The 12,097-nt window shown below is 66.4% G+C and carries 14 protein-coding genes and 1 tRNA gene; 8 read left to right on the plus strand and 7 right to left on the minus strand.

Annotated features, from left to right (window positions below):
* The first annotated feature begins 19 nt into the window (after positions 1-19).
* The 3 genes from acsF to hemA are packed head-to-tail and all read left to right on the plus strand — an operon-like array spanning position 20 to position 3,083.
* Positions 20-1,063, plus strand: coding sequence for a magnesium-protoporphyrin IX monomethyl ester (oxidative) cyclase (gene acsF, locus K3172_RS14700; RefSeq protein WP_221591529.1), 1,044 nt, complete (start codon positions 20-22; stop codon positions 1,061-1,063).
* A complete protein-coding gene (gene puhE, locus K3172_RS14705) occupies positions 1,057-1,845 on the plus strand; it encodes a putative photosynthetic complex assembly protein PuhE (RefSeq protein ID WP_221591382.1) in 789 nt (262 codons plus the stop codon). Before acsF ends, puhE begins: the two co-directional genes overlap by 7 nt.
* Positions 1,846-1,862: 17 nt before the next feature.
* On the plus strand, positions 1,863-3,083 hold the full coding sequence (gene hemA, locus K3172_RS14710; RefSeq protein ID WP_221591384.1) for a 5-aminolevulinate synthase: 1,221 nt from the start codon (positions 1,863-1,865) through the stop codon (positions 3,081-3,083).
* Positions 3,084-3,152: 69 nt separating this feature from the next.
* On the opposite strand, the gene K3172_RS14715 is transcribed toward hemA, so the two are convergent.
* Entirely contained in the window at positions 3,153-3,662 is a 510-nt protein-coding gene (locus K3172_RS14715; protein WP_221591386.1) for a c-type cytochrome, read from the minus strand.
* 140 nt (positions 3,663-3,802) lie between these two features.
* Positions 3,803-3,878: transfer RNA gene (locus K3172_RS14720), tRNA-Lys, on the minus strand.
* A 127-nt stretch (positions 3,879-4,005) separates the two neighbouring features.
* Between K3172_RS14720 and K3172_RS14725 the strand changes: the two genes are divergently transcribed.
* A complete protein-coding gene (locus K3172_RS14725) occupies positions 4,006-4,581 on the plus strand; it encodes an LbetaH domain-containing protein (RefSeq protein ID WP_221591387.1) in 576 nt (191 codons plus the stop codon).
* On the opposite strand, the gene folK is transcribed toward K3172_RS14725, so the two are convergent.
* Positions 4,547-5,032, minus strand: coding sequence for a 2-amino-4-hydroxy-6-hydroxymethyldihydropteridine diphosphokinase (gene folK / locus K3172_RS14730; protein WP_221591389.1), 486 nt, complete (start codon positions 5,030-5,032; stop codon positions 4,547-4,549). The two genes, K3172_RS14725 and folK, sit on opposite strands and share 35 nt — an antisense overlap.
* A gap of 48 nt (positions 5,033-5,080) precedes the next feature.
* On the opposite strand from folK, the gene K3172_RS14735 reads away from it, so the two are divergent.
* Positions 5,081-6,502: a M20/M25/M40 family metallo-hydrolase gene (locus tag K3172_RS14735; RefSeq protein ID WP_221591391.1), complete on the plus strand. Its 1,422-nt coding sequence runs from the start codon at positions 5,081-5,083 to the stop codon at positions 6,500-6,502.
* A 42-nt stretch (positions 6,503-6,544) separates the two neighbouring features.
* Here the strand turns inward: K3172_RS14735 and aguB are convergent, their stop codons facing one another.
* The 3 genes from aguB to K3172_RS14750 all read right to left on the minus strand — a co-directional run bounded on the left by aguB (position 6,545) and on the right by K3172_RS14750 (position 9,148).
* Positions 6,545-7,396, minus strand: coding sequence for an N-carbamoylputrescine amidase (gene aguB, locus K3172_RS14740; RefSeq protein WP_221591393.1), 852 nt, complete (start codon positions 7,394-7,396; stop codon positions 6,545-6,547).
* A 10-nt stretch (positions 7,397-7,406) separates the two neighbouring features.
* Positions 7,407-8,180 (minus strand): SIMPL domain-containing protein, encoded by a 774-nt coding sequence (locus tag K3172_RS14745; RefSeq protein ID WP_221591396.1) that lies wholly within the window; start codon positions 8,178-8,180, stop codon positions 7,407-7,409.
* A 74-nt stretch (positions 8,181-8,254) separates the two neighbouring features.
* Positions 8,255-9,148, minus strand: a complete 894-nt coding sequence (locus K3172_RS14750) for a class I SAM-dependent methyltransferase (protein WP_221591398.1) — start codon at positions 9,146-9,148, stop codon at positions 8,255-8,257.
* Between the two features lie 110 nt (positions 9,149-9,258).
* Between K3172_RS14750 and msrA the strand changes: the two genes are divergently transcribed.
* Positions 9,259-9,792, plus strand: coding sequence for a peptide-methionine (S)-S-oxide reductase MsrA (gene msrA, locus K3172_RS14755; RefSeq protein ID WP_221591530.1), 534 nt, complete (start codon positions 9,259-9,261; stop codon positions 9,790-9,792).
* A gap of 12 nt (positions 9,793-9,804) precedes the next feature.
* Entirely contained in the window at positions 9,805-10,626 is an 822-nt protein-coding gene (locus K3172_RS14760; protein ID WP_221591400.1) for a hypothetical protein, read from the plus strand.
* Here the strand turns inward: K3172_RS14760 and K3172_RS14765 are convergent.
* The gene (locus K3172_RS14765) at positions 10,623-11,858 is read right to left on the minus strand and encodes an RsmB/NOP family class I SAM-dependent RNA methyltransferase (RefSeq protein ID WP_221591402.1); all 1,236 of its coding nucleotides are present in this window, start codon (positions 11,856-11,858) and stop codon (positions 10,623-10,625) included. The two genes, K3172_RS14760 and K3172_RS14765, sit on opposite strands and share 4 nt — an antisense overlap.
* Positions 11,859-11,914: 56 nt before the next feature.
* Here K3172_RS14765 and K3172_RS14770 point away from each other — a divergent pair, with 56 nt between their 5' ends.
* Positions 11,915-12,097, plus strand: a complete 183-nt coding sequence (locus K3172_RS14770) for a DUF1674 domain-containing protein (RefSeq protein ID WP_221591404.1) — start codon at positions 11,915-11,917, stop codon at positions 12,095-12,097.

The following is a 12,097-nucleotide window of genomic DNA, read 5'->3' on the forward strand; positions in this document are numbered from 1 at the left end:
CGCCCACGGCGGCAGGATCATGACCAGCGACGAGGCCATGGCCCTTGCCACGCAGGACACCATGCTGACCCCGCGGTTCTATACCACCGATTTCGACGCGCTCGACGCGATCGACGTATCGCTGGTGCGTGCCGAGTGGGACCAGCTCATCGCCGACATGGTCGGCGATCCGAACAAGACGCATTTCCGCGACAAGGGCAGTTTCTCAGGGATCATCGAGAACCTCGAACCCGCGCTGAGGGCGGAATTCACCGATTTCATGGTGAGTTCGATGACCTCGGAATTCTCCGGCTGCGTGCTCTATGCCGAAATCGCGCGGCGCACGAAGAACCCCGATGTGAAGCAGCTCTTCCGGCTGCTCGCGCGCGACGAGAGCCGCCATGCCGGCTTCATCAACGAATGCCTCAAGGATGCCGGCATCGGCGTCGACCTCGGCTTCCTGACGAAGACCAAGAAGTACACCTACTTCAAACCGAAATTCATCTGGTACGCGGTCTACCTGTCCGAGAAGATCGGCTACGCACGCTACATCACCATCTACCGCCACCTGCAGGCCAATCCGCAGAACAAGTTCCACCCGATTTTCGACTGGTTCGAGGAGTGGTGCAACGACGAGTTCCGCCACGGCGAAGCCTTCGCCATGCTGATGCGCGCCGATCCCAGGCTGCTGGAAGGCCACAACAAGCTGTGGATCCGCTTCTTCCTGCTGTCGGTCTATGCGACCATGTATGTGCGCGATCACGCCCGGCCCGTCTTCCACAAGGCGCTGGGGATCGATCCGACCGAATACGACTATCGCGTGTTCGAGGTCTGCAACCAGATCGCCCGCCAGGTCTATCCGGTCGAACTCGCCATCGACAGCCCGGCCTTCCGCGCAAGCATGGAGGGGCTGCGCCAGGCCGCGCTGCGGATCGAGGATGGCAAGGAACAGGGTGGCCTGGGTGGCATGCTGAAACGCGTGAGCGGCATGGCCGGCGCAGGCTGGAACTTCGCGAAGATGTATTTCCACCGCACCCGCAAAAATACCCTGCCCGAGACCATCAGGCTCCAGCCCGCATGGTGAGCTGGAGCGGCCATATCCTTCCGGTCGTCGCGACGATCGCCATGTGGTTCTTCGCCACGGGGCTGATCGCATGGCTCGACAATCGCGAGCGGCGCACCTTTTCGCGCAGCATCGTGCTGGCGGGCATCGGCGGCATCGCGGGACTGATCGCGGTGGCCGTGTCGTCGCAGGTCGCCAGCATCGCGGGGGTCTACTGGTCTTTTGCCGGGGCGATCCTGATCTGGGCCTGGCACGAGATCGGCTTCCTCACCGGCGCCATCGCCGGGCCCCGGCGCGAGGCGTGCCCGGCAGATGCCAGCGGGATGGAACGCTTTTCCCACGCCAGCGCGGCGATGGCCTGGCACGAGATCGCGCTCGCCTTTACCGCGCTGCTGCTGATCTCGCTCACGTGGAATTCGCCCAACCAGGTGGCGGCGATGGTCTTCCTGCTGCTCTTCGTCCTGCGCCTCAGTTCGAAGCTGGCGATCTTCGCGGGCGTGCCCAACATGAGCACCGATATCCTCCCGCCGCACCTCACCTATCTCAAGAGCTTTTTCGGCCCGCGCCGCTTCTCCGGCCTGCTTGGTGCCGGGATCGTGGGCAGCCTGCTGCTCGCCGCATGGCTCGGCTCGCTGGCTTATGGTGCGCCCGCCGGCACGCCCGAGGCCGCCGGCGCCAGCCTGCTGTTCGCACTCGCCGCGCTCGGCGCGCTCGAGCACCTGTTCCTTGCCCTGCCGTTCCGCGACGGGGCCCTGTGGCGCTGGGCCCTTCCCGCCCGCCGCCGCGATACGTTTCCATCATAAGAAGAAGGATGCCGCAGATGGATTTCGATGCCTATTTCAAGAGCGAGCTCGATGCGGTTCGCGATGAAGGACGCTATCGGGTCTTCACCGAGATCGAGCGGCATCGCGGGCGCTTCCCGCACGCCACGCGCTATGTCGGGGAGGAGACCTCGGACGTCACCGTCTGGTGTTCGAACGACTATCTCGGCATGGGCCAGCATCCCGTCGTGATCGAGGCCATGCACCGCGTGCTTGACGAATGCGGCGCAGGCGCTGGCGGCACGCGCAACATCTCCGGCACCAATCACCACCATGTCCTGCTGGAACGCGAACTCGCCGACCTCCACGGCAAGGAAGCCGCGCTGCTCTTCACCAGTGGTTATGTCTCGAACTGGGCGGGCCTCGGCACGCTGGCGGCGAAACTCCCGGGCTGCGTCGTCTTCTCCGACGCGCTCAACCACGCATCGATGATCGAGGGCATCCGCCACTCGCGCTGCGAGTACAAGATCTGGGCGCATAACGATCCCGAGGATCTCGACCGCAAGCTTGCCGCATACGGCCCCGACGTGCCCAAGCTGGTCGCCTTCGAGAGCGTCTATTCGATGGACGGCGACATCGCCCCGATCGCCGAGATCCTCGACGTCTGCGAAAAGCATGGCGCGATGAGCTATATCGACGAAGTCCACGCGGTCGGCCTCTACGGCGAGCGCGGCGCCGGCGTGGCCGAGCGCGACGGGCTGATGGACCGGATCACCGTGATCGAGGGGACGCTGGGCAAGGCGTTCGGCGTCATGGGTGGCTATATCGCGGCCTCCGCCGATCTCGTCGATTTCGTGCGGACCTTCGCGAGCGGCTTCATCTTCTCGACCGCCCTTCCGCCTGCCGTGGCGGCGGGTGCCTGCGCCAGCATCAGGCACCTGAAGGCCAGCAACCGCGAGCGGGAATTGCAGCGTGATCGGGTAGCGACCGTACGACGCAAGCTCGACATGCTCGGCATCCCGCACTTGCCCAACCCGAGCCATATCATCCCGGTCATGGTCTGCGATGCCAGGAAGTGCAAAATGATCAGCGACTGGTTGATGGACAACCACGGCATCTATGTGCAGCCGATCAACTACCCGACCGTGCCGCGGGGGACAGAGCGGCTGCGGATCACGCCCTCGCCGGTCCACACCGACGGCGATATCGACCGATTGATCGACGCGCTGAGCGACATCTGGTCGCAATGCGAGCTGGCGCGCGGGTCCATCGCAGCCTGACTTTTCTTACAGGCAAAGGAAAAGGCGCGGGCCGCGAAGCCCGCGCCTTTTTCGTGGTCTCCGGTGGGGCTACTGGCCGCCCGATTCGAGATAGGCGATCACGTCCGCACGGTCCTGCCCGGCGGGAAGGCCGGCGAAGGCCATCTTGGTGCCGGGAATGACCCTCTGCGGCTTTTCAAGATACTGGAACAGCTTTTCCTTGGTCCAGGTAATCCCGCTGTTCTTGTTCGCATCGCTGTAGGTATAGCCTTCGACCGTGCCGGCAGCGCGGCCGACAATTCCCGCCAGCGATGGGCCGACCCGATTCACACCTTCTTCGAGGACATGGCAGGTCTGACACTGCGCGAAGACTTCGCCCCCATGCGCGACGTCGGGTGTGAATTCGGCCAGCGTGGTGCCATCGAGCGTTTCGGTGTTGTCGACGGCCGGGGCTTCTGCCGCAGGCTCAGGGGCCGCCGCCGTGGTGGCCGCCGGTGCAGTTGCCGCAGTGTCTGCTGCAGGCTCGCTCTCGCCGCCACCGCATGCCGCAAGCAAGGCGATGGAGGCAGTTACTCCCAAAAACTTGACCGATTTCGTCATAGTTTACCCTTTCCCTACAGAACCTTATCCGGCCTAGTCCGTGTGAATGGGCTTGAAGCCGATGAGTTCTAACGCATCATGCACGCAATTGTGCCCGCAAGAAAGTGCGGAATTCTGCGACCTTTCGGGAGGGAGGAGAGTGGTGAGCCCTGCTGGGTTCGAACCAGCGACCTACTGATTAAAAGTCAGTTGCTCTACCGACTGAGCTAAGGGCCCTGACCAGGGAGTGCCGTGGCACGGTTGCGCACCTAGGCACGCGATCGGGGGCGGTCAAGCGGTGATGGTTGTTCGGCGCCCTGCAGCGGGTTACCAGCGGGCAGTCTTTCACGCTGGACGGGAACCGATGGACCAACCGCTCGATGCACAGGCCGCGCGCAGCCGCACCGGCGGGCCGTCGTTCTCGCTCGCCAATCGGCTGACGCGGGCCCTCTGGCAGGCGTGCTGGCTGCTTTTGGCGCGGTGGACGCCGCCGGTCCTGCACGCCTGGCGGGCGCTGCTCTTGCGGCTGTTCGGAGCGCGTCTCGGGCGCGGGTGCCGCGTCCACGCGAGCGCCCGCATCTGGCTGCCCGGCAATCTCGAGCTGGGTGACAATGTGCTGATCGGGCCCGGCGCGGTGCTGTACAATCAGGGCCGGATCACCATCGGCAGCGACAGCGTGGTGTCGCAGCGCGCGCATCTGTGCGCGAGTTCGCACGATGTCGACGATCCGCATTTCCAGCTGGTGCTGCGCCCGGTCACGCTGGGGCGCAATTGCTGGGTCGCGGCCGAAGCATTCGTCGGTCCGGGAGTCACGATGGCGGACGGGTCCGTGCTGGCCGCCCGCGGCGCGCTGTTCGCGGACGCCGAGACCGGGACGATCTATCGCGGCAATCCCGCCGTGCCGCTCAGGAAACGCGCGCAGCGAGCTGGCGAAGCGTAAGACTGCTCGCCGGGTCGCGCCAGTTCGGGGCGACCTGTGCCGCCGGCACCAGGACGAAGGGCCGCTCGCGAAAACGCGGGTGCGGGACGGTGAGGCCGGAGCCGAGCCAGAAGCCGCCGCTCCACAAGACGATGTCGAGATCGAGCTGCCGCGCGCGCCAGGGTGCGCCTTGTCGCTTGCGACCGAAGGCGTGCTCGATAGCCTGCAGCACGCCGAGCAGAGCGGGCGGATCGCGCAGCGTCTCGACCACGACCGCCGCATTGGCATAGCGCCGCCGCGAAGGGCCGACGGGGGCGCTGTCGATCACGGGCGAAGCGGCGAGGACATCAAGGCTCTCTGTGGCGAGCGCAGCCACCGCTGCCTCGACCACATGCCGGGGCCCACCTATGCCGGGCACGCGCATATTGGACCCCACAGCGATCAAATAGCGTTGCTTGCTTGCCTCGGTCATTGCCCAGCCCTAGCGTCCGCACCGCACAAGGCAAACGGGAGACGAAGGATGCGAGGCAAGCTGCTGGTACTGGCGGGAGCGCTGGCGATGGCGGGACAGGCAGCGGCCGAGGATGCCGCGCCGCGCGAACTGACCGCGCACGAGCAGCGCATGCGCGCGCTCTATGCCGATATCATCTCTTTCCGCACCGCCCGCGGCCACGGGCAGGTCGACGATCTGGTAGCCTACCTGTCCGGCAAGCTGCGCGAGGCCGGCTTCGCCGACGGCGACATCATGGTCACCGATTACGACAGTGACGGCGTCCCGACGCAGGGCCTGATCGTGCGCTATCCCGGGGACGGCAGCTCGGGCAAGAAACCCATCGTGCTGCTCGCGCACATGGACGTCGTCGATGCCCTGCCCGAAGACTGGGAGCGCGATCCGTTCACGCTGACCGAGGAGGACGGCTATTTCTACGCGCGCGGTACGCAGGACAACAAATACGGCGTCGCCAACCTCACCGGCACCTTCCTGCGCCTGAAGGAAGAGGGCTGGACGCCGACGCGCGATCTCTACCTCGTCTTCTCGGGCGACGAGGAGACCGGGATGATCTCGACCCGCGCGCAGGCGAAATGGGTCGCGGAGAATGTCGACCCGGCCTACGTCCTCAATTCGGACGCCGGGGGCATCGCGCTGGCCGACGATTTCGCGCCGCGCGCGCAGCAGGTCCAGATGGCGGAGAAGACCTTCGTCACCTACGAGCTGACTGTGACCAATCCCGGCGGCCATTCCTCCATGCCGCGCAGCGACAACGCGATCTACGAACTTGCCGACGCGCTGACGAAGATTTCGCATCATCGCTTCCCGGTGCGCGAATCCGAGCTGACCCGCACCTATTTCGGCATGCTCGGCCAGACCATCCCCGGCCCGCTGGGCGAAGCGATGCAGCGTTTTTCCGCCGACCCGAGCGATGCGGAGGCGATCGAGACGATCAGCGCGGTGCCGAGCTTCGTCGGCACGCTGAGGACCACCTGCGTCGCCACCATGCTGAAGGCCGGTCACGCCGAAAACGCCTTGCCGCAATCGGCGACCGCAACGGTCAATTGTCGCGTCTTCCCCGGCGAAGGGGTCGATTCGGTCAAGGCGACGCTCGCCGAGGTGGTGGGCAACGAGAATGTCGCCATCGTCCAGCTTAAGGAAGCGACCGAAAGCGGCATGAGCGCGTTTCCGGACGACGTCCGCGCCGCCCTGGCGAAATCGCTGGAGGCGCGCTTCGGCAAACCCATCCCGATGCTGCCGAACATGTCTTCGGGCGGGACCGACGGCATGCATTACCGGGCGCTAGGGTACGACACGGTCGCGATCGGTGCAGGGGCGAGCCGACCGCAGGACGTCTATGCGCACGGCCTCAACGAGCGGATGCGGGTCGACGCCTTCTACGACGGGCTCGACCACTGGTCGATCATCCTGAAGGAGCTGGCCGGCCGCTAGGCCAAGGAGCCGGACGCGACGGTCCCTGCGGCCACGCCCGCGTCAGATATCCTCGCAGATCCGCCCGTAGAGCTGCGGGCGGCGGTCGCGGAAAAAACCCATCCCGGCCCGGTGCGTCGCCGCCTGGTCGAGGTCGAGGGTGGCCACCAGCACGCCCTCTTCCTCGCGGCCGAACTCCACCAGCTTGTCGCCCCATTCGTTGGTGATGAAGCTGTGGCCGTAGAAATCCGCCTCGCCTTCCCTGCCGATGCGGTTCGCGGCGATCACAGGCATGCAGTTCGAAACCGAATGGCCCTGCATCGCGCGCTGCCACATGCGGCTGGTGTCGAATTCGGCGTCATAGGGTTCGGAGCCGATCGCGGTCGGGTAGAACAAGAGCTCGGCGCCCATCAGCGCCATCACGCGCGCGCATTCGGGATACCACTGGTCCCAGCACACGCCCACGCCGATGCGGGTGCCCATCACGTCCCACACCTTGAAGCCGTCGTTACCGGGGCGAAAATAGTATTTCTCCTCGTAGCCCGGTCCGTCGGGGATGTGGCTCTTGCGATAGGTGCCCATCACCTCGCCATCGGGCCCGATCATCGCGAGCGTGTTGTAATAGTGATGCCCGTCGCGCTCGAAGAAGCTGGTCGGGATGGCGACCTTCAGCTTTGCCGCCAGCTTGCGCATGGCGACGACCGAGGGATGCTCGAGCGTCGGGCGGGCAAGCGCAAACAGGGCCTCGTCCTCGACCTGGCAGAAATAGGGTCCGGAAAAGAGCTCGGGCGGCAGGACGATTTCGCCCCCGCGCGCGGCGGCCTGTTCGACCAGTTCGCCCACGGCGGCGATGTTCTCGGCCTCGTCGTCGCTGCCGAGCGGCAGCTGGAGGGCGGCGACGGTAATGTCTCTCATGCCGCAGGGCCTATTTCTCCCGCAGCGCGAAGTCCACCTGGATATAGACATTGCTCTGCGTCGTGCCGACCATCATGCCGGGGGAGGCGTTGATCGGCGGGGGCGGTGCGACCGGCGGTGGCGGCGCGGCCTGTGTGCGCACGGCGGCGCTTTCGACCATCGCGTCCATCACCTCGGCCCCGCGCAGCCAGGTCTGGCCCTGCTGTCCGCCCGCATCTCGGATGTAGAGCACGCGGCTTACCTCCATCCCCGCTGCTTCGGCATAGGCTTCCGCCCGCTTGCGCGCGGCCTTGTAGGCATCGGCATAAGCAAGGTTAGCGGTTGATTCGGGATCGGTCATCGACAGGTTCGGGCCGGACACGATATTGGCCCCGGCCGAAGTTACCGCCGTGACCGCGTCACCTGCGCGGTCGGGATTGTCCATCGTCACCTCGACCACGTTGGAGGCCTGGAACTGGCCCTTGCGGTCGCCCCAGTCGATCCGCTGGACGCTGACCGAGCGGGTCTGGATGTCCTCGTCCGCGACGCCCAGTTCCTTGAGCGCCGCGACGATCTCGGCGATCTTCTCGGCATTGGCCGCGCTCGCATCCTTGGCCGAGCGCGCCCAGGTCTCGATCCCTGCCTGGAACTGCGCGCGGTCGGGGCGGCTTTCGGCCTGCCCGCTGGCGCTGACCGAGAGCAGGGTCTCGCCATGGTCGACACCGCGCGCGTCGTCGGCGCGGTCGCCGCAGGCGGCAAGGGCGAGCGGTGCGGCCGCAAGGGCCAGGTAACGAACGCGAATCATGGGACAATCCCTCCATGTGATACTGTCACATGGAGGGATTGCAGGCTTTCGATGAACGCTGGCTTACAGGACGCTCAAGGCCGCTTGCGGAACAGCAGCGTCATGCGGTCGCTCTCGCCCAAGTCCTTGAGCTCTTCCTTCTTGGTCGCCCAGACCGGCGGCATTTCCCACACGCCGCGCTCGTGATTGGCCGGGTCCTTGGCATTGGCATTGACCTCGCTGCTGCCGACGAACTCGAAGCCGAGCGCTTCGACCAAGCCGACGACATCGTCCTGCCGCACATAGCCCTTGCTGCCGTTCGCATAGTCCGAGGTCGCGCCTTCGGGCGCACGGTGCTGGACGATGCCGAGCATGCCGCCGGGCTTGAGCAGGCCGCGCATCTTCTTGATCTCGCTGTCGGCGATGTTCCAGCGCATGAGGTTGTGCATCATCCGGATGACGAGGATACGGTCGAAGCTTTCCGCCTCGCCTTCGGGAATTGCGTCGAGCGTGAAGGCCGAGAAATGGTCCGCCGGCAGGCCGGTGAAGCCGGCGGCCTCGTCCGCGAACTTCGCCGCACCGTCGCGGATCCCCTGCTGCGCCTTTTCGTCGAAGGCGCCGCTGGTCGGGTCGAAGAACAGGCCGACGAGCTGGCCATCGCCGCCGACATAGTGGCCGAGCAGGCGCGTGTACCAGCCGCCACCGGGCGCATATTCACCCACCTTCATGTTCGGCATGACGTGGAAGAAGGCGAGCGTTTCGGCAGGGTGGCGATACTGGTCGCGGGCGCGGTCTTCGGCGCGGGTGGGATGGTTGATCGCCCCGGACAGCGCCTCGCCATGATGCTGCATGAACATGGCAGGATCGTGCTTTTCGTGAGCAGCTTGGTCCGCCATCGCGTGATGATCGGCGTGCTCTCCATGCTCGTGATGATCGGCGGCGGCCGGTGCGGCGATTGCCAGCGCGGCGGTGGCGAGAAGGTAACGCATGCAGTCTCTCCCTCGAATGAGTGGCTGGAGTAATGGAGGTGCGCGGCGATGATGACAAGACGATGGCGCGTTCCTATCTGCCACAGGCAAAGGAGACACGAATGAGCAACATGCAACAGGCGATCGTGGCAGGCGGCTGCTTCTGGTGCACCGAGGCGGTGATGAAGGACGTCATCGGCGTGCACGAGGTCGAAAGCGGCTACATCGGCGGGGACAAGCCCGATCCGACCTACAAGGAGGTGTGCAGCGGAACGACCGGCCATGCCGAGGGCGTGCGCGTCACCTTCGATGCCGACCAGATCAGCCTTGCCGACCTGCTCGACGTCTTCATGGGCACGCATGACCCGACCCAGTTGAACCGCCAGGGCAACGACGTCGGCACGCAATACCGCAGCGCCTTCTTCCCGCTCGACGATGCACAGCGCGCGGCGGCCGAGGCGGCGATCGCCCGCTGGAACGCGGAGCACGCGGGCCAGAGCGCAGTCACCACGATCGAGACCGGCGAATGGTATCCGGCCGAGGATTACCACCAGGAATACTGGGAAGGCGAAGGCCAGCGGAACCCCTATTGCCTCGCGGTGATCCCGCCCAAGCTGATGAAGCTTCGCAAGAGCTTCCAGAAATACCTCAAGGCCGACGCCTGATCGGCGGGTGCCATGCCGGGAGCGCATGACGGGGCCTTCACCAGCGAGCATGCCGTCACCGAGGACGGCAGCGTCACCTTCGCCTGCTCGCAGGACTTCGCACAGTGGCCGTGGGCGGCGCTCCACCCGCACCATCCGGGCCCGATCCAGTCGCTGAGCTATTGGGCGAGCGTCGAATGCGCGATGGCGCTGGGTACGTGGGACCCGGACAAGTGGTCGGCGCTCACCTGGACCCGCTGGGCCTGCGGCGAGCCGCAGGTCGGCAGCTATGCCAGCGGCACCTACCGCCGCACGGTGATCGAAGGGAAGGAGAGCTTCTCGATCGATTTCGCGGATGCAAAGGGCCGCCACATCTGCCGCCTCGACGGGCGCGGCGTCATCTTCCGCACGCGCGACTTCGAGACATGGCGGAGCGGCGGCAAGGACGCCGCGCCGAAGTCGGGCTCCGACAGCTTTATCTTCGCCGACGATGTGCTGCTCGACCTCGCGAAGGGCGAGCGCCCCTTCCTCGCCCCGCTATCGGGCGAGCGCACGACCGGCCTGATCGACGCCGCCAACGGCATGCCGCCCGGCCATCCATGGCTCGACGGTTCGGGCGACCACGTGAACTCGGCCCACCTGGCCGAAGCCGCGAGGCAGTTCGCGAGCCTGGTGCGGAGCGGCGAGCCGTTCAGGGTGACGGGCGCTGAGATGACCTTCCGGCACTATGTCGAACTGGGCAGCCCGTTCGAGGTCGAGCGCACCGATACCGGCGAAGGCGATGCGGTCGGCATGGTCGTACGCCAGTCGGGGCGTGACTGCACGAGCGTTACCTACAGCGTTGCGCCGCTTTAGGCCGCCTGCCACCGCGCCACGAAGAAGCCGTCGAGCCCGCCCGCTTCTGGGAGTTGGCCGGGGTGGGTTCGCAGCCAGCCTTTGGCGGTCGGCGTCAGGTCCGCGGGTAGCTCGTCGGGTCGGATCGGCATGGGGGCGAGCGCGACCTTGCTCGCCTGCGCTTCGCCTTCCTCGTGCTCGAGCGAGCAGGTGGCGTAGACCAGCGTTCCGCCGGGCTTGAGCCAGCTTTGCGCTTTCTCGAGCAAGGCGGCCTGCAACTCGGCCATCTCCTCGATCTGGCGGGGGCCGATGCGATGGAGGACGTCGGGATGGCGGCGCGCCGTCCCCGTCGCGGTACAGGGTGCATCGAGCAGGATGGCGTCGAAGCTGTGTTTCGGCTCCCACTTGAGCGCATCTGCGCGGACGATCCCGGCCTTGAGGCCCGTGCGCTTGAGGTTCTCGCGCAGCAGTTCGAGGCGGCGTTTGGAGATGTCGAGCGCGGTCACCTGCCAGCCCTGCGCCGCCAGTTGCAGGCTCTTGCCGCCGGGCGCGGCGCAGAGGTCGAGCACGTGACGCCCTTCACCTTTGCCCAGCAGGTGAGCGGCCAGCGAGGCGGCGAGGTCCTGCACCCACCATGCCCCGTCCGCAAAGCCGGGCAGCTTCTCGACATTCGCCCCGCGCGGCAGGCGGAGGTGGCCGGGCATGAGGCTGTCGGCGGAGAGCTGGAGCTTCCACGTCTCCGTTTCGGCGGGATCGCACAGCGTCAGGTCGAGCGGCGGCGGCTCGGCGAGACCGGCGGCAATCGCCGGCGCGCGCTCGCCCCAGCGCGCTGCGACATCGGCGGGGAGCGTCGGCACCTCCGGCAGGGTCGCTTCCTGCCTGGTGAGCGTCGAGAAAACGCCATGCGCCAGCCGCCGCGGCCCGCCTGCGAGCAGGTCCAGCCCGGTCGCCACGACCGCATGCGGGGGCGTGTCGAGCCTGAGCCACTGCGCGAGCATCAGGCGCAGCACCATGCGCGCCTTGGCATCGTCGGGCAGCGGTTTCTTCGTGGCGCTGTCGATCAGCGCGTCGAGATCGGTCAGCCAGCGCAGCACCTCGCTCGCGATGGCGCGGGCGAGCGCGCGGTCCTCGAACTTGCGCACGTCCTTGGTCGCACCGGCGAAGGCCACGTCGAGCGTGTCGCCCCGGCGCAGGACTGCATCGAGCAGGCGAAGCGCGGCGCGGCGCGCGTGGATACCGGTGGGCTGGGGCATTGCGTGGGCCACTACCCGCACTTGAAACCAAGCGCCAGTGGGCGCATTTCGCTCTTATGACCCCTTCGACAAGCTCAGGACAAACCAAGCGCGCAACCAAGCGGCCCGAGGGTTTCGAGAAGCCCGCCCACTGGAGCAACGATCCCCCGCCCGAGCCGGAGAAAGTGAAGGACGAGGAAGACCTCAGCCCCACCCGCTATGGCGACTGGGTCAAGGACGGCATCGCGATCGACTTCTAA

The organism is Qipengyuania proteolytica (assembly GCF_019711565.1).
Classification (GTDB): Bacteria; Pseudomonadota; Alphaproteobacteria; order Sphingomonadales; family Sphingomonadaceae; genus Qipengyuania; species Qipengyuania proteolytica.

Excerpts from the sequence above, each read along its gene's own strand:
- folK (WP_221591389.1), bottom strand. The coding sequence starts at position 5,032 with ATGACCGAGGCAAGCAAGCAACGCTATTTGATCGCTGTGGGGTCCAAT.
- K3172_RS14770 (WP_221591404.1), top strand. The coding sequence starts at position 11,915 with ATGACCCCTTCGACAAGCTCAGGACAAACCAAGCGCGCAACCAAGCGG.
- puhE (WP_221591382.1), top strand. The coding sequence starts at position 1,057 with ATGGTGAGCTGGAGCGGCCATATCCTTCCGGTCGTCGCGACGATCGCC.
- msrA (WP_221591530.1), top strand. The coding sequence starts at position 9,259 with ATGCAACAGGCGATCGTGGCAGGCGGCTGCTTCTGGTGCACCGAGGCG.
- aguB (WP_221591393.1), bottom strand. The coding sequence starts at position 7,396 with ATGAGAGACATTACCGTCGCCGCCCTCCAGCTGCCGCTCGGCAGCGAC.
- K3172_RS14750 (WP_221591398.1), bottom strand. The coding sequence starts at position 9,148 with ATGCGTTACCTTCTCGCCACCGCCGCGCTGGCAATCGCCGCACCGGCC.
- K3172_RS14715 (WP_221591386.1), bottom strand. The coding sequence starts at position 3,662 with ATGACGAAATCGGTCAAGTTTTTGGGAGTAACTGCCTCCATCGCCTTG.
- K3172_RS14745 (WP_221591396.1), bottom strand. The coding sequence starts at position 8,180 with ATGATTCGCGTTCGTTACCTGGCCCTTGCGGCCGCACCGCTCGCCCTT.
- hemA (WP_221591384.1), top strand. The coding sequence starts at position 1,863 with ATGGATTTCGATGCCTATTTCAAGAGCGAGCTCGATGCGGTTCGCGAT.
- K3172_RS14725 (WP_221591387.1), top strand. The coding sequence starts at position 4,006 with ATGGACCAACCGCTCGATGCACAGGCCGCGCGCAGCCGCACCGGCGGG.
- K3172_RS14760 (WP_221591400.1), top strand. The coding sequence starts at position 9,805 with ATGCCGGGAGCGCATGACGGGGCCTTCACCAGCGAGCATGCCGTCACC.
- acsF (WP_221591529.1), top strand. The coding sequence starts at position 20 with ATGACCAGCGACGAGGCCATGGCCCTTGCCACGCAGGACACCATGCTG.
- K3172_RS14735 (WP_221591391.1), top strand. The coding sequence starts at position 5,081 with ATGCGAGGCAAGCTGCTGGTACTGGCGGGAGCGCTGGCGATGGCGGGA.
- K3172_RS14765 (WP_221591402.1), bottom strand. The coding sequence starts at position 11,858 with ATGCCCCAGCCCACCGGTATCCACGCGCGCCGCGCCGCGCTTCGCCTG.